12 protein-coding genes and 1 pseudogene are annotated in these 15,448 nt (G+C 75.0%); 2 read left to right on the top strand and 11 right to left on the bottom strand.

Going from position 1 to position 15,448, the window contains the following annotated elements:
• Positions 1-136: 136 nt before the first annotated feature.
• The gene (locus tag AB7F12_RS10705; protein ID WP_428497822.1) at positions 137-808 is read left to right on the top strand and encodes a hemerythrin domain-containing protein; all 672 of its coding nucleotides are present in this window, start codon (positions 137-139) and stop codon (positions 806-808) included.
• Here AB7F12_RS10705 and AB7F12_RS10700 read toward each other — a convergent pair whose 3' ends face one another.
• The 6 genes from AB7F12_RS10700 to AB7F12_RS10675 all read right to left on the bottom strand — a co-directional run bounded on the left by AB7F12_RS10700 (position 809) and on the right by AB7F12_RS10675 (position 8,155).
• Complete coding sequence (locus AB7F12_RS10700; RefSeq protein ID WP_428497823.1) at positions 809-4,096, bottom strand: BTAD domain-containing putative transcriptional regulator; 3,288 nt, start codon at positions 4,094-4,096, stop codon at positions 809-811. It abuts the gene before it with no gap.
• Positions 4,097-4,133: 37 nt separating this feature from the next.
• The gene (locus AB7F12_RS10695; protein ID WP_428497824.1) at positions 4,134-4,487 is read right to left on the bottom strand and encodes a hypothetical protein; all 354 of its coding nucleotides are present in this window, start codon (positions 4,485-4,487) and stop codon (positions 4,134-4,136) included.
• A 115-nt stretch (positions 4,488-4,602) separates the two neighbouring features.
• Positions 4,603-5,493, bottom strand: coding sequence for an SRPBCC family protein (locus tag AB7F12_RS10690; protein WP_428497825.1), 891 nt, complete (start codon positions 5,491-5,493; stop codon positions 4,603-4,605).
• Entirely contained in the window at positions 5,486-5,803 is a 318-nt protein-coding gene (locus tag AB7F12_RS10685; RefSeq protein ID WP_428497826.1) for an ArsR/SmtB family transcription factor, read from the bottom strand. The genes AB7F12_RS10690 and AB7F12_RS10685 overlap by 8 nt, the downstream gene beginning before the upstream one ends.
• 49 nt (positions 5,804-5,852) lie before the next feature.
• The gene (locus AB7F12_RS10680) at positions 5,853-7,271 is read right to left on the bottom strand and encodes a vWA domain-containing protein (protein WP_428497827.1); all 1,419 of its coding nucleotides are present in this window, start codon (positions 7,269-7,271) and stop codon (positions 5,853-5,855) included.
• Positions 7,271-8,155, bottom strand: coding sequence for an AAA family ATPase (locus AB7F12_RS10675; protein WP_428497828.1), 885 nt, complete (start codon positions 8,153-8,155; stop codon positions 7,271-7,273). Before AB7F12_RS10675 ends, AB7F12_RS10680 begins: the two co-directional genes overlap by 1 nt.
• A 127-nt stretch (positions 8,156-8,282) precedes the next feature.
• Here AB7F12_RS10675 and AB7F12_RS10670 point away from each other — a divergent pair, with 127 nt between their 5' ends.
• Positions 8,283-10,436, top strand: coding sequence for a RecQ family ATP-dependent DNA helicase (locus AB7F12_RS10670; RefSeq protein WP_428497829.1), 2,154 nt, complete (start codon positions 8,283-8,285; stop codon positions 10,434-10,436).
• A gap of 6 nt (positions 10,437-10,442) precedes the next feature.
• Here the strand turns inward: AB7F12_RS10670 and fxlM are convergent, their stop codons facing one another.
• The 5 genes and pseudogenes from fxlM to rplU all read right to left on the bottom strand — a co-directional run bounded on the left by fxlM (position 10,443) and on the right by rplU (position 15,327).
• Positions 10,443-11,657: a methyltransferase, FxLD system gene (gene fxlM / locus AB7F12_RS10665; protein WP_428497830.1), complete on the bottom strand. Its 1,215-nt coding sequence runs from the start codon at positions 11,655-11,657 to the stop codon at positions 10,443-10,445.
• Positions 11,658-11,890: 233 nt separating this feature from the next.
• A pseudogene (proB, locus tag AB7F12_RS10660) lies at positions 11,891-13,024 on the bottom strand (glutamate 5-kinase); the annotation flags it as partial.
• The gene (obgE, locus tag AB7F12_RS10655; protein ID WP_428497868.1) at positions 13,021-14,664 is read right to left on the bottom strand and encodes a GTPase ObgE; all 1,644 of its coding nucleotides are present in this window, start codon (positions 14,662-14,664) and stop codon (positions 13,021-13,023) included. The gene obgE and the pseudogene proB, both read right to left, overlap by 4 nt.
• Before the next feature lie 84 nt (positions 14,665-14,748).
• Entirely contained in the window at positions 14,749-15,006 is a 258-nt protein-coding gene (rpmA, locus tag AB7F12_RS10650; protein ID WP_147104275.1) for a 50S ribosomal protein L27, read from the bottom strand.
• A 12-nt stretch (positions 15,007-15,018) separates the two neighbouring features.
• Positions 15,019-15,327, bottom strand: a complete 309-nt coding sequence (gene rplU / locus AB7F12_RS10645) for a 50S ribosomal protein L21 (RefSeq protein WP_428497832.1) — start codon at positions 15,325-15,327, stop codon at positions 15,019-15,021.
• Positions 15,328-15,448: the final 121 nt, after the last annotated feature.

Raw genomic sequence — 15,448 nt, 5'->3', positions numbered from 1 at the left:
GACTGACCGGCCGGTCAAGGCGCGCTGCTGTCTGCTGGGTCACCCGCAAGTCGACGACAAGTCGGCCGCAAGTGGGTCGCCGGACAGTGGTCGTCGACAGCTCGACGAGCGAGCCCACGAACAACCGGAGAGACCGATGACCGCCACCACCGCCACCACCCCCGACCTGCTCGGACTTCGCCTGCTGCACCGCGCGATGCGCACCGAGCTGCACCGCACCACCGCGATGGCCGAGCGGCTCGCCGACGTCCGGACCGGGTGCTCGCCCAAGCGCGCCAAGGCCATCGACAAGTGGGTGCGCGACCTGTGCGCCGAGATCCACCACCACCACACCGCCGAGGACCTCGACGCGTGGCCGGTCATCGCCGCACGGGCAGGCGCCGCCGTCGACCTCAGCGAGCTCTCCGACGACCACGCCGCACTCGACCCGCTGCTCGAGCGCGTGCGTGCCGCCTCGCACGCCCTGGCGAACGGCCGCGCCGAGGAGCAGCCGGCGCTGGCGTCGGAGCTGGCCGCGGCACTGCGCGTCGTCCGCGACGAGCTCGACGAGCACATCGTGGCCGAGGAGCGCGACGTGTTCCCGATCGTCGAGCAGTACGTGCCCGCCGACGAGTGGAAGGCCGTCGAGGCGGCCGTGCAGAAGCGCAAGGGCGGCCCGGGGATCGGGTTCCAGCTGCCGCGGATCGTCGCCGTCACGACGCCCGAGGAGCTGGCGGCGATGCGCAAGGTCGCCGGGCCGGTGCTCGTCGCCCTGTTGAAGGTGATCACGCCGGGCTACGACCGACGGGTCCGGCTGGTGTTCGGCTGATCAGCCCAGCTCCGCCGACGCCCTCGCCGCCCAGTGCGTCGCGCCGAGTCGCTCGGCGAGGGCGACCGCGCCGCGGAAGTGCTCCTCGGCGGGCAGACCCAGCAGCCGCGCGAGGCGGCCGAGCGTCTCGTCGACGGGGCCGAGGGTGACCGTGCCGCTGGAGAGCCCGGCGAGCGTGCCGGCCCAGGGGCGCAACGCCTCGTAGCACTCGGCGGCGACCTCCCGGTCGGCGAGCGCGACGGCCGTCTCGGCCCGCATGGCCATCCCGAGCTGCCAGTAGTACGTGCGGCGCTGCGGCACGTCGGGGCGCCACACCTCGCGGGCCCGCGTCAGGTCGCCCGCCATGGCGAGGGCGAGCGCGTACGACTCCGCCGCCTCGACCGGCGCCCGCTCGTGCACCATGGCGAACAGGCCGACGAGCTGCTCGCTCACCGTCCCGCGGGCGTGCGCGACGGCGAGCCGGCCGAGGAGCGCGATGAGCCCCGCGTTGGTCACCCCGCCCGCCTCGAGCCGCGCGCCGATCTCGGCGTAGGCGGCCTCGGAGGCGGCGAAGTCACCGGCGACGAGTGCCCGCAACGCCGCGAAGATCGCCGACCAGCCGAGGGTGAACCCGAGCTGGCCGCCCGGTGCGGCGGCGACGGCGGCGGCGACGTGGCGCCCCGCCGCATCGAGGTCCTGCTCCGAAGCAGCGTCCATGAACAGCAGGTGCAGTCCCTGCGCCCGGTAACCGGGCAGGCCCGCGCGGTCGGCCAGCTCGACCAGCTCGGTGCCGACGCCCTTCATCTCCTGCCACAGGTCCGGCCCGAAGATCGCGTAGAAGCGGGCGTTGAGCGCGAGGCAGCGCAGCGCCGGGTCGGCGCCCTCGCCCTCGGTCAGCGCGAGCGCCTCCGCGGTCAGCTCGCGCACCCGGTCCTCCTGCTCCCCCTCGATCTCGAAGACCAGCGAGGTGAGGAGCCGGACGCGGTCGGCGACCCGGTCGACAGGGGTCCGCGCGAGCAGCGCGTCGAGGACCTCCACGAGCCGGGTGTCGACGCTGTTGTCGGCCCGCAACGTCCACGACACCGGGGCGTCGTAGCAGGTCACGACCCTGGTCAACGTCGGGTCGGCGACCGGGGCGGGGGCGAGGGCGAGGGCGAGGGCCTCGGCGCGGCGGCGGACGGCCGGGGCCGTGGCGCCCGCGTGCGCGAGCGCGGAGACGTGCGCGCAGAGGACGTCGAGCCGGGCGTCGCGGTCGAGGCCGGCGGCGTCGAACCGGTCGGCGACCGCGGCCCACAGCCCGGCGGCCTGCCGGTGCGCGCCCGCGGCCGCGGCGGCGCGGGCCGCGTCGGAGGCGAGGACGACGGCGCGCCCCGCGTCGACCGCCGCGCCCGCGGCCAGCGCGTGGTGCGCCAACGCGCTCCGGTCCCCCGGCCGCACGACGGAGACGGCCTCGAGCGCGGCGGCGTGTGCCCGGGTCCGGCGCAGCCGCGGCATGTCCTCGTAGAGCGTGTCGCGCACCAGGACGTGGGCGAACCGCACACGGGCCGGGTCGGGCTCGGTGAGCAGCCCGGACATGACACCGAGCTCCAGCGCGTCGAGCGCCTCGTCCTCGCCCGCCTCGCCGACGAGCGCCAGTAGCGTGTCGACGTCGACGTCGCGCCCCAGCACCGCCGCCTGCCGCAGCACCGTCCGGGCCTGCGCGGGCAGCCGGGCGAGCCTGCGGCGCAGCACGTCGCCCACCCCGGCGGGGACGGCGGTCGCCGCGGTCGCCCAGCCCTCGGCGGCGGCGAGCCGTGCGGTCTCGCGGACGAACAGCGGGTTCCCGCCGGTGCGTTCGGCGACGCGCGTGACCATTTCCTCGGTCAGGTCACCGGAGCCGTTGCGACGCAACAGTTCCGCAACGGACGCCCGGTCGAGGCCGGGCAGCTCGATGCGGTCGCCGATGGGCCCCGCCAGTGCGGCGAAGGTGGCGGCCAGGTCGTCGCCCGCCTCGGCGGGCCGCAGCGTCGCGACGACGAGGAGCCGGTGCCCGGCAAGGCCTCCCGCGACGGTGCGCAGCAGCTGCAGCGACTCGCCGTCGGCACGGTGGAGGTCCTCCAGCACGACGAGCAGGGGCGCGCCGGCACTGTGCGCGGCGAGCAGCTCGGCGACGGCCGTCGCCAGCCAGAACGTGCGGTCCGGGGTGACCGGACCGGCGGAGAGCAGCGGGGCGAGGCGGTCGGCGAGCCCGGCGGCGGGCGGGTGCGCCGCCGTCAGGGCGGTGACGATCTCGCGCCACGGCCACCCGGGCGGGGCGCCCTCGGCCTCGGGGCACCGTCCGACGACCGTGCCCCAGCCACCCGCGGCGAGCTCGGCGCGCAAACCCTCGACCAGCGTCGACTTGCCGACGCCCGCGTCGGCGGAGACGAGCACGACCTGTGGGCCGGGCGTTCCGGCCTGCGCGGCGGCGGCGCGGAGCCGGTCGAGCTCGGCGTCGCGGCCCAGCAGCACGGGCGGCTGCGCGGCGGGCGGAGCCGGGGACGCGGCCGCCGCCCTCACCGTGGCCACCGGCGCTGCGCCCAGGTGCGCCGCCTGGGCCAGGACATCGCGTTCCAGCTCCCGCAGCGCCGGACCGGGATCGACACCCAGCTCCTCGACCAGCCGCGCACGCGCCCCCGCGAGCGCCGCGAGCGCGTCGGCCTGCCGCCCGGCCCGGTACAGCGCCAGCACCAGCAGCCGGACCGCCTCCTCGCGCAGCGGATGGTCACGGACGTGCCGGTCGAGATCAGGGACGACCGCCGCGGCCTCCCCCGTCGCCAGCCGGGCCTCCGCGAGCCGCTCCACGGCCTGCAACCGCAGTTCCGCGAGCCTCGCCGCCTCGGGTGCGGCCCACGGCGCGTCGGCGAACTCGGCGTACGCGGGACCCGCCCAGCAGTCCAGCGCCGCGCGCAGCGGCGCGACCGCGGCGGCGGGCGGCAACGCGGCGGCCTCGTCGAGCAGGCGCGCGGCCCGCCGCGCGTCGAGGGCGTCGGGCGCCAGGTTCAGTGCATAGCCGGGCGCGACGCTGACCAGGACCGTCGCCGGTGCCCGCGGCGGCCGGTGCGGTTCGAGGATGCGCCGCAGGTGCGAGACGTGGACCTGCAACGCGGCCAACGCGCGGGGCGGCGGTTCACCCGACCAGATGTCGTCGACGAGCAGGTCGGCCGACACGGGCTGGCCGCCCGCGACGGCGAGCCGCGCGAGTACCGCACGCTGCCGGGGACCGCCCAGGTCGGCCGGGCGGCCGTCGACGTCCGCGCGCAGCGGACCGAGGACGGACACCGAGGCCACGACCGTCACGATACGGCCCGCCCGGACGGCGGCGTGATCAGCCGGGGAGCTGGGAACGGACCTTTCGCGACGGCGCGAACACGAACAGGCTCACCAGGTCCGGGGCGTCGACCACGCCCGGACCGCCCGCGCGCACCCACTCCACGATGCCCTCGGTGACGTCGTCGTCGAGCACGTCGCGCAGCCAGATGGGGCGCGCTCCCGCGGCCCGGCCCGCCGAGGACGGCGACACCACCACGACGTTGGACTGTGCGCACACGTCGAGGCAGTCGCTGGCCCTGACCTTGCCGGTGTCGCCGATGCCGTCGACGAGCCGGTCGAGCTGTGCGAGGTGGTCGACACCGGGGTGCTTGCGCGCGGTGCCGCAGCAACAGCCGCGGCAGACGGTCACGCGGCAGGGAGCGCCGGAGCGGCCGGGGGTCGCGGCGGCGCCACGACTGGCGCGACGGAAGCTCACCGGGCTCGGCGGTCGGGAACGATCTCCACCCGGTGAGGGTACCCGGCGCTCAGGCGTGCGCGGACGCCCAGGCCGCGGCCTCGGCGGCGACGTGCGCGACCGCGCCGCCACCCCACTGGTCGACGGCCGCGTCGCGCTCCCCGGCGTCGGTGCCGGTCACCGTGAGCACCAGGCGGGCGCCGTGGCCGGTGCCGTCGCCGAGCTCGAGGCGGACGGTGTCGCCGGGCTCGGTCGGCGCGACGTCGAGCGCGAGGACCCGCGGCCGGTCGGCCTCGACGACCGTGCCGAGCGCGACCTCCTGCGCGGCCGGGGCCCGGAACGGCTCCCCCACCCCCGGCGCGGGGAGTCCGCCCAGGAACAGGTCCCACGCCACCTCGGCCGGGCAGGTCAGCTGCCGTTCCCAGCGCGCGGACCAGCCGGCCGGGCCGTCGGTGACCTCCGGACGGTCGAGCCCGAAGCGCGCGACGAGCTCCTCGTGCCGGGAGACGGCCCGCCCCGACGGCGGCACCGGCGTTCCGGCCAGGACGGGCGAGAGCGCGGCCAGGCACATGTCCCAGCCTGCGGCGTAGCTCGGCGCGCCGTAGCGGTCGTCGAAGGTCGTGACCAGCACGAACCGGGTGCCGTCGCCGTCGGGTTCGAGCTCGAACCGCATGTCGTCCTCGCCCCAGGTGAACGCGAGCAGGCGCGGCGGGTCGAGCGCGGTCACCTCGCCGGTGAGGTGCGGGCCGCCCTCACCGAAGGTGAACGTCATCGTCCCGCCGACCCGCAGGTCCACCTCGACCGCCGACGGGAACCACTGCGCGAGGTGCACGGGCTGTGTGACGGCACGCCACACCGTGTCGACGGGGTGGGCGTAACGGCGTTCCAGGCGCAAGGCCCAGCGGTCGGCGGCGGGGGCGAACTCGGGGTCCGGGCCCGGGCCGGGGTCTGGATCAGGCATCGGGGTCCTCCATCCGGTCGAGGTGGTGGCCGAGCGCGTCGAGGCGGTCGGCCCACATCCAGCGGTAGGGCGCGAGCCAGTCGTCGATCGCGGCGAGCGGCTCGGGACGCAGCTCGTACCAGCGGCGCTGCGCCTCGGCGCGGACCGTCACGATCCCGGCCTCGCGCAGCACCCGCAGGTGCTTGGAGACGGTCGGCTGGCTGACGCCGAGGGCGTCGACCAGGTCGGTGACGGTGCGCGGGCCGGTGCGCAACAGGTCGAGGACACGCCGCCGCGTCGGGTCGGCGACGACGGCGAACGGCTCGGACACACGTCGAACATACCGCTTCAGGCATATACGTCAAGCGGCATACACGCTCTCAGATCGGGAGCAGCGACTCCACGACCGACGCCAGCTGCGCCGCGGTGCGGCACTCGTGCATCGGGACGACATCGGCGTAGCGCAGCGCCGCCGAGTCGCCCGTCCCCCACTGCCGCCGCGGCTCCGGGTTGAGCCAGTGCGTGTGCCGGGCCCGGCCGGCGAGGCGACGCAGCACCGTCAGGTTGGGGTCGCGGTAGTTGGTGCGGGCGTCACCCAGGATCAGCAGCGAGCTGCGCGGGGTGAGCGCGTCCGACCAGTACTCGGCGAAGCTGCCGAAGGAGCCGCCGTAGTCGGAGTGCCCGTCGAAGGCGACGAGCGAAGCCTCGCGCAGCACCCGGTTCATCACCCCCGACAGCTCCGCACCCGGCTCGAACAGATGGGTCACCTCGTCGGCACGCTCGACGAACGCGAACACCCGCACCTTGCTGAACTGCTCCCGCAACGCCTGGACCAGCAACAACGTGAAGTGGCTGAACCCCGCGACCGACCCGGACACGTCGCACAGCACGACGAGGTCGGGGCGGCCGGGCCGGCGCGCCCTGAACGCGGGGTTCATCGGGACCCCGCCGGTGGACATCGAGCGTCGCAGCGTGCGGCGCATGTCGAGCTCGCCCCGCTTGGCGTGCTTGCGGCGCACCGCGAGCCGGGCCGCGAGCCTGCGCGCCAACGGGTGCACGGTGCGGCGCAGCTCTGCGAGCTGACCGGCGTAGGCGGAGAGGAACTCGACCTGCTCGGCCTGCTTGGGCACCGCGGTCCGGGCGACCTGCTCGCGGCCGCGGGTCTCCGCGGTCCGCCTGCGGACCTCGTCGGTGATCATGTCGCGGAACCGGGCGATGCGGTCGCGGAGCTCGCGGCGCAGCACCTCGTCGGCGAACGAACCGGGTTCGATGTCGGGATCGCGCAGCGCCTCGACGATCCGCGCCAGCAGCGTCTCCGGCGAGAGCACGCGCAGCGCCTGGTAGGCCGACCAGCTCGGCTGCGCGCCCGGCCGGTCCCCCGCCCCGCCCGACCCGGTGCGCGCCAACGCGTCGACGACCGCGCGGGCCAGCTCGGCCAGTGCGGCGTCGTCACCGTCGCGCAGCAGGTCGGCGAGGATGTCGCGCAGGGCCTCGACGTCGACGTCGCCGTCGTCGGCGTCCCCGACCCGCGGCACCTCGACCTCCCCGGAGCCGGCGCCCAGCGCGGCCGGGAAGAACAGGTCGAACAGGGTGTCGAACACCTTGCGCTGCCCCGACCGGCGCAGCACCGCGGCGGCGAGGCCCTCGCGGAGCTGGTCGCGGTGCAGCAGGTCCAGCGCGGTGAGCACCTTCGCGGCGTCGATGGTCTCCCCCGGCCCGACCGCGACCCCGTGCGACCGCAGCGCGGCGACGAAGTCGACGAGATGCCCGGGCAGGCCGTGCGGGGCGAGCAACGCCATCAGTTCAACCTCAGCTCCGCTGCCGCCTTGATCTGGTCGGACTGGTGCTTGAGGACGACGCCCAGCGTCGTGCGCACGGCGTCGTCGTCGAGGGTGTCCATCCCGAGCGCCAGCAGGGTGCGGCCCCAGTCGATCGTCTCGGCCACCGACGGCGCCTTGCGCAGCTCCAGCCCGCGCAGCACCCGCACGGTGCGCACGAGGGCGTCGGTGAGCGCGTCGGTCAGCTCCGGGACCCGGCTCGCGACGATGCGCCGTTCCAGGTCGGCGTCGGGGAAGTCGAGGTGCAGGAACAGGCAGCGCCGCTTGAGCGCCTCCGACAGCTCCCGCGTGGAGTTCGACGTCAGCACCACGAACGGCTTGCGCGTCGCCGTGATCGTGCCCATCTCCGGGACGGTCACCTGGTAGTCCGACAGCACCTCCAGCAGCAGGCCCTCGACCTCGACGTCGGCCTTGTCGATCTCGTCGACGAGCAGCACGGTCGGGTCGGGGCGCCGGATCGCGGTGAGCAGCGGCCGCGGGAGCAGGAACTCCTCGGAGAACACGTCGTCACGGGTGCGGTCCCAGCTCTCCGCGCCCTGGCTCGCGGTGATCCGCAGCAGCTGCTTGGCGTGGTTCCACTCGTAGAGCGCGCGGGCCTCGTCGATGCCCTCGTAGCACTGCAGGCGGACGAGCTCCGCCTTGGTCGACTCGGCGACGGCCTTGGCCAGCTCGGTCTTGCCGACGCCCGCCGGGCCCTCCACGAGCAGCGGCTTGCCGAGCCGGTCGGCGAGGAACACGGTGGTGGCGACGGCCGTCGACGCGAGGTAGCCGGCCGCCGCGAGCCGCTCGGTCACGTCGGCGACCGACCCGAACGACGGCGACTGGAGTGGGCTCACGTCTCGCATCCTGCCTGCCGGTGCCCCGTTCCGCCCAGAGGCGTCTCATCGGGTGCCGCGAGTCACAACGCGGACGTCGAGCTGTCTCACGGGAGACCGGTGCGGAAACGTCGGTGGCGGCGGGCACCATGGGGGCATGGCTCCCCCCACCGCCCCCGCTCCGCGCGACGGCGCCGGTCCCGCACTGCGCGACGGCGCCGGTCCCGTACTGCGCGACCGCGCCGAGGAGCTGCTCGCGGGCCTGGCCGGGCCCGGCGCGCGGCTGCGCGAGGACCAGTGGACCGCGATCCACGCCCTGGTCGCCGAGCGCAGACGGGCGCTCGTCGTGCAGCGCACCGGGTGGGGCAAGTCCGCGGTCTACTTCGTGTCGACGGGGCTGCTGCGCGAGCAGGGCGCCGGGCCGACCGTCATCGTGTCGCCGCTGCTGGCGCTGATGCGCAACCAGATCGACGCGGCGGCCCGCGCCGGGATCCACGCGGTCACGGTGAACAGCGCGAACGTCGACGACTGGGACGCCACGTACGCCGCGATCGACACCGGCGAGGTCGACGTGCTGCTGGTCAGCCCGGAGCGGCTCAACAACCCCGACTTCCGCGACCGGGTCCTGCCGCGGCTCACCGCGTCCGCGGGGATGCTGGTGGTCGACGAGGCGCACTGCGTGTCCGACTGGGGGCACGACTTCCGGCCCGACTACCGGCGGCTGCGCAACCTGATCGCCGACCTGCCCGACGGCATCCCCGTGCTGGCCACCACCGCCACCGCGAACGACCGCGTCGTCGTCGACGTCACCGAGCAGCTGGGCCTGGCCTCGGGCGAGCCGCTGGTGCTGCGCGGCACGCTCGACCGCGACAGCCTCCGGCTCTCGGTCGTTCAGCTGGTCACACCGGCGCAGCGGATGGGCTGGCTCGCGTCGCGCCTCGACGAGCTGCCGGGCGCGGGGATCGTCTACACGCTCACGATCCAGGCCGCGGAGGAGGTGGCCGCCTTCCTGCGCGAACGCGGGTACGCCGTCGCCTCCTACACCGGCAAGACCGACCCCGAGGCGCGGCTCGCCGCGGAGGCCGACCTGCTGGGCAACCGCGTCAAGGCGCTGGTGGCCACGAGTGCGCTCGGCATGGGCTTCGACAAGCCCGACCTGGGGTTCGTCGTGCACCTCGGGGCACCGGCCTCGCCGGTGGCCTACTACCAGCAGATCGGCCGCGCGGGCCGCGCGCTCGACCACGCCGAGGTCGTGCTGCTGCCCGGGCGGGAGGACCGCGACATCTGGAACTACTTCGCCTCGCTGGCCTTCCCGCCCGAGCCGCTGGTCCGCCAGACCCTCGACGTGCTGTCGGGTTCGCCGCTGTCGACGGCCTCGATCGAGACCCGGGTCGACCTCTCCCGCACCCGGCTGGAGATGCTGCTCAAGGTCCTCGACAGCGACGGCGCCGCCAAGCGCGTCAAGGGCGGCTGGATCTCCACCGGCGAGCCCTGGTTCTACGACGCCGAGCGCCACCAGCGCATCGCCGCGGCCCGCAAGGTCGAACAGCAGGCGATGCTCGACTACATCGCGACCGACCGGTGCCGGCTCGCGTTCCTGCGCTCCCAGCTCGACGACCCCGGCGCCGCCGACGACCCGCGCTGCGGACGCTGCGACGTCTGCACCGGACAGGTGTTCTCCCCCGAGGTCGACGCGGCAGCCGCCACCGCGGCCGCGGCCCGGATCGCCCGGCCCGGCGTCGTCGTCGCGCCCCGCAAGCAGTGGCCGAGCGGCATGAAGGACGTGGGGGTCCCGCTGGCGGGCCGCATCTCCGCCGGCGAGGTCGCCGAGGAGGGCCGCGTCATCGGCCGGCTATCCGACATCGGCTGGGGGACCCGGTTGCGCGAGCTCGTCACCGGCGACGACCAGCCCGTCCCCAAGGACGTCCTCGACGCGGTCGTGACCGTCCTCAAGGGGTGGGACTGGGCGCGGCGCCCGGTCGGGGTCGTGGGCATCGGGTCGCGCACCCGCCCGCACCAGCTCGACCACCTGGCCCGGCGGATCGCCGACATCGGGCGGCTGCCGCTGCTGGGAACGCTGGCGCCGCACGGCGAACGGCCGCCCGCGCGGGACAACTCCGCGCAGCGCCTCGCCGCGGTCGCCGACGCGTTCGACACCGCGTCGCTGCCCTCGCTCGACGGGCTCGACGGCCCGGTCCTGCTCGTCGACGACGTGATCGACAGCGGCTGGACCATGACCGTGGCCACCCGGGCGGTCCGGCTCGCCGGCGCCCCCGCGGTGCTGCCGTTCGCGCTGGCCCAGGCGGGCTGACCGGGCTCAGGGCGCCGGCGGGCGGAGGTGCTCCACCAGTACCGTCGCCGACGGCAGCTCCACCCGGCACCGCCCCGGGGGCCGGACGGTCCCGCGCGGTGACACCGTCAGCTGCAGGTCCGCCGAGTGCGGCCGCTCGGCACCCACCCACGCCGCGACGAGCCCCGCGACGTGCGCCGCCAGTTCCGGACCGACGTCACCATGACAGCGGACCCGGGCCGGACCACCGTCGTCGTCCTGCACGATCGCCGCGAACCCGCCCACCCCCGGGACGGCGAGCGTCGCCCGGGCACCCGCGATCGCCACCAGCTCCGCCGCCGTGTCCGACGCGGCGGCGGCGTCGCGGGCGAGCAGCCGGAACACCGTCGGTTCGGCGAGGGCGAGCCAGAGCCCGAGGCCGTCCCAGACGTCGGCCCCCGCCAACCGGACACCCAACGTCGTCTCCGGGCCCGGCCGGTCCAGCGCCCCGCGGATCGCGTCGCGGTCGGGCAGCGACGTGCCGGGGTCGGCGAGCTCGGCCCACCAGCCCTCGTCGTCGAGCGCGACCACCTGCTCCTCCCCCGCGCCCTCCCCACGGAGCCGGATGAACGCGCACGACCGCACCGACGCGCTGCGCAGCAGCCCGTCCGCACCCAGGTCGAGCGCCACCGACAGCTGGCTTCCCCGCACCCGCAACGGCAGCAGCAACCGGCCGCCCGCCGCGAGCTGCGCGACCCACTCCGGCCGCAGGTCGGCGGCGCCGACCGTCAGCACCACCCGGTCGTATGGTGCACCCGCCGGGTGGCCCAGCGCGCCGTCGCCGGTGACGAGCACGACGTCGGGGCACCCGGCCGCGACGAGGTGGCCCGCCGCGGCGACGACGATGTCCTCGTCGATGTCGACCGACGTCACGACGCCCGCCCGGCCGACCAGCTGCGCCATCAGCGCCGCGTTGTAGCCGGTCCCGGCCCCGATCTCGAGCACCCGCTGCCCGGGGCGCAGGTCCAGCTGCTCCAGCATGATCGCCACCATCGACGGCTGCGACGCCGAGCTCAGCGCCACCCCGTCGACGACCTTGGTGACGACGGCGTTGTCCGCGTAGGCGGTCTCGACGGTCGAGTCCGGCAGGAAAAGGTGCCGCGGGACGGTGCTCATCGCCCGCGCGACGGCGTCGGTGCGCACGCGGCCGTCGCGGCGCAGCGCGTCGACCATCCGCGCTCGCGCCTCCTGCGCGGAACCCATCCGCGGGAGTCTGCCACCGCCCGCCCGCCCGGGCATCCCGGACGATCACCCCTGGCCGGCTGCGACGCCCCCGCGCGCAACCTCACGGTCGTCCCGAGCCGTAACCACGACCGTGAGGTTGCGCCCCGCTCCGGCCGGCCCGCACGCACCCCGACCCGCGCGCAACCACACGGTCGTTCCGGAGCGGATCGGCGACAGTGCGGTTGGGCGCGGGGGCGTCGGCGCGGCGCGCAGGTCAGGGGGACGAGGTCGTCGGCGTGGACGACCTCGCGGCGCTGCTCGGGCGGCAGCTGCGAGGTGCGCCGGCCGATGATCGCGGGGAGCTCGCTCGCGTCGTAGCCCACGACCCCCCGGGCGACGACGACCCCGTCGGGGCCGACGAGATCGACGACGTCGCCGGCGACGAAGTCGCCCGAGATGCCGTGGATGCCCGCGGCCAGCAGGGAACGGCGGCGGCCGATGACGGCGGCGACCGCGCCGGCGTCGAGGTCGAGGCGGCCGTGGACGTCGGCGGCGTGGCGCAGCCAGAACCGGCGCGCCGACATCCGCCGGCCCGAGGGCCGGAACGCGGTGCCGGTCTTGGGGCCGTCGGCGGCAGTGTCGAGAGCGGCGGTGACCTCCTCGGCCGAGGTCAGCAGCACGGGGATGCCGGCGGCCGAGGCCATCGCCGCCGCAGTGATCTTGGTGCCCATCCCGCCACGGCCGAGGCTGCCCTGGCCGGGCCGGGCGATCTGGACGGACTGCAGGTCGACGGGGTCGTCGACCTCCGCGACCAGCGACGACCCCGGCTTGCGGGGATCGCCGTCGTAGAGGCCGTCGACGTCGGAGAGCAGGACGAGCCCGTCGGCGCCGACGATGTGGGCGACGAGCGCGGCGAGCCGGTCGTTGTCACCGACGCGGATCTCGTCGGTGGCGACCGTGTCGTTCTCGTTGACGACGGGCAGCACGTCGAGCCCCAGCAGCCGTTCGAGGGTGCGCTGGGCGTTGCGGTAGTGGGAGCGGCGGATCATGTCGTCGGCGGTGAGCAGGACCTGGCCGATGGCGAGGTCGAACCGCGCGAACGACGCCGAGTACGCGTGCGCGAGCAGCAGCTGCCCGACCGACGCCGCGGCCTGCTGGGTGGCGAGGTCGCGGGGTCGGCGGTGCAGGCGCAGCGGGGCGAGCCCGGCGGCGATGGCGCCGGAGGAGACGAGCACGACCTGGGTCCCGGCGGCGCGACGGCCGGCGAGGGCGTCGACGAGCCGGTCGAGCCGGGTGGGGTCGATGCCGCCGTCGAGACTGGTGAGCGACGACGACCCCACCTTGACGACGATCCGCCGCGCCGCGGCCAGCTGCTCGCGCGGCGTGGGCACGACGCGTGGGGTCATCGCCGGCTCGTCTGCTCTGCCTCGTCGGGCCCGGCCTCGTCGGCCCACACACCCTCGTCCCAGGGGTCGCCGGCCTCGGTGACACCCGGGACGCCGGCAGCGTCCCCGGGACCGTCGGGGTCGAGGCCGTCGGGGGCCACGTCGTCGGGGGCCACGTCGTCGGGGTCGTCGCCGAGGTCGGCCTCGGCCTCCGCGGCGAGCTCGTCGTCGGTGCGGTGACGGCGCCGCTCGGCGCGGGCGGCCTTGCGGACGGAAGCGCTGACGCGGTCGTTCTGGTCGAGGCGGCGATCGGTGCCGCGGCCCGACATCAACGTCGCGACCCCGGCCGGCGTGCTGGGCTGCCACTCGAACACGTAGTCGCCGATCGTCACCGGGCAGCCGGGGACGGCTCCGGCCTTGGCCAGCGCCTCCTCGACGCCGAGCCGGGCGAGCCGGTCGGCGAGGTAGCCGACGGCCTCGTCGTTGTCGAAGTTGGTCTGGCGGATCCAACGCTCGGGCCGCTGCCCCCGCACGAGGAAGCCGCCCTCCTCCTCGGGGTCGACCTCGACGGTGAAGCCGCTGTCGTCGACGGCCTGCGGCCGGATGACGACGCGGGTCGCCTCGGCGACGGGCTGCGCCGCCCGGTAGTCGGCGACCTGCGCGGCCATCGCGAACGACAGCTCCCGCAGCCCGGCATGGCTGGCCGTGGAGATCGCGTACACCGGCCAGCCGAACTCGGCGGTCAGGTCGCCGGTGACGATGTCGACGAGGTCGGCGGCGTCGGGCACGTCGATCTTGTTGAGCGCGATCAGCCGCGGACGCTCCGCGAGGTCACCACCAAGGGCCGGGGTGTAGCGGGCCAGCTCCTGCTCGAGGGCGCGGACGTCGGCGACCGGGTCGCGGCCGGGTTCGAACGTCGCGCAGTCGACGACGTGGACGAGCACGGAGCAGCGCTCGATGTGGCGCAGGAAGTCCAGCCCCAGGCCACGGCCCTCGGAGGCACCCGGGATGAGCCCGGGGACGTCGGCGACGGTGAACACCGAGTCGCCCGCGCTGACGACGCCGAGCTGCGGGACGAGCGTGGTGAACGGGTAGTCGGCGATCTTCGGGCGCGCCTGCGACAGCGCGGCGACCAGCGACGACTTGCCCGCCGACGGGAACCCGACGAGTCCGACGTCGGCCATGGACCGCAGCTCGAGGACCAGCTCGCGGGTCTCACCCTCCTCGCCGAGCAGGGCGAACCCGGGGGCCTTGCGAGCGGCCGACGACAACGCCGCGTTGCCGAGCCCACCACGACCACCCTCGGCCGCGACGAACCGGGTACCGGCACCGACGAGGTCGGCGATGATCTCGCCGTCCTCCCCGAACACGACGGTCCCGTCGGGCACGGCCAGCTCCAGGTCCTCGGCGTTGGCGCCGGCACGGAAGCTGCCCTGGCCCTCCTTGCCGTTGCGGGCCTTGGCGTGCGGGCGGTGGTGGAAGTCGAGCAGCGTGTGCACGCCGGGGTCGACGACGAGCACGATCGAGCCGCCGCGTCCGCCGTTGCCGCCGTCGGGACCGCCGAGGGGTTTGAACTTCTCCCGGTGGACCGACGCGCAGCCGTTGCCACCGCTTCCCGCGGTCGCATGGACAACGACCCGGTCGACGAACCGAGACATCAGGTTTCTCCTACCTCATGAGAACGCAAACGGCGGGCCGCCCTGCTGGGCAGCCCGCCGTTGCTGAAGATCGCGGTGGTGCAGGCCTCAGACCTGGACCGGAACCACGTTCACGGTCTTGCGACCGCGCTTGAAGCCGAACTCGACCGAGCCCTCGACCAGCGCGAACAGCGTGTCGTCGCCACCGCGGCCGACACCGTCGCCCGGGTGGAACTTGGTGCCGCGCTGACGAACGAGGATCTCGCCCGCGTTGACGGCCTGGCCGCCGAAGCGCTTGACGCCGAGCCGCTGGGCGTTGGAGTCACGCCCGTTGCGCGAGCTGGACGCACCCTTCTTGTGAGCCATGTCCAGGTCTCCTTACTTGCTGATCGCCGTGACCTGGACCCTGGTCAGCGGCTGACGGTGGCCCTGACGCTTGTGGTACCCGGTCTTGTTCTTGAACTTGTGGATGCGGATCTTCGGGCCCTTGGTGTGCTCGACGACCGTGGCGGTCACCGAGGCCTTGGCCAACGCGTCCGCGTCGGTGGTGAGCTGGCCGCCGTCGACGAGCAGCAGGGCCGGCAGGCTGATCTCGGCGCCGGGCTCACCGTCGATCTTCTCGACGGTCAGCACGTCGTCCACGGCCACCTTGTACTGCTTGCCGCCGGTCTTGACGATCGCGTACATCGTTGACGCACGACTCCTGAATATCGGGGGACACGAGGCGCGCTGCGTGCGCGCCGCCACATCCCGTCGACATGCGCGGGCGCGGCTCCGGTGTCCCAGGGTACGGAACGGATTTCTCCAG

It is taken from the genome of Pseudonocardia sp., from assembly GCF_050250275.1.
Classification (GTDB): Bacteria; Actinomycetota; Actinomycetes; order Mycobacteriales; family Pseudonocardiaceae; genus Pseudonocardia.
This window is presented reverse-complemented; position numbering and strand designations above follow the sequence as displayed.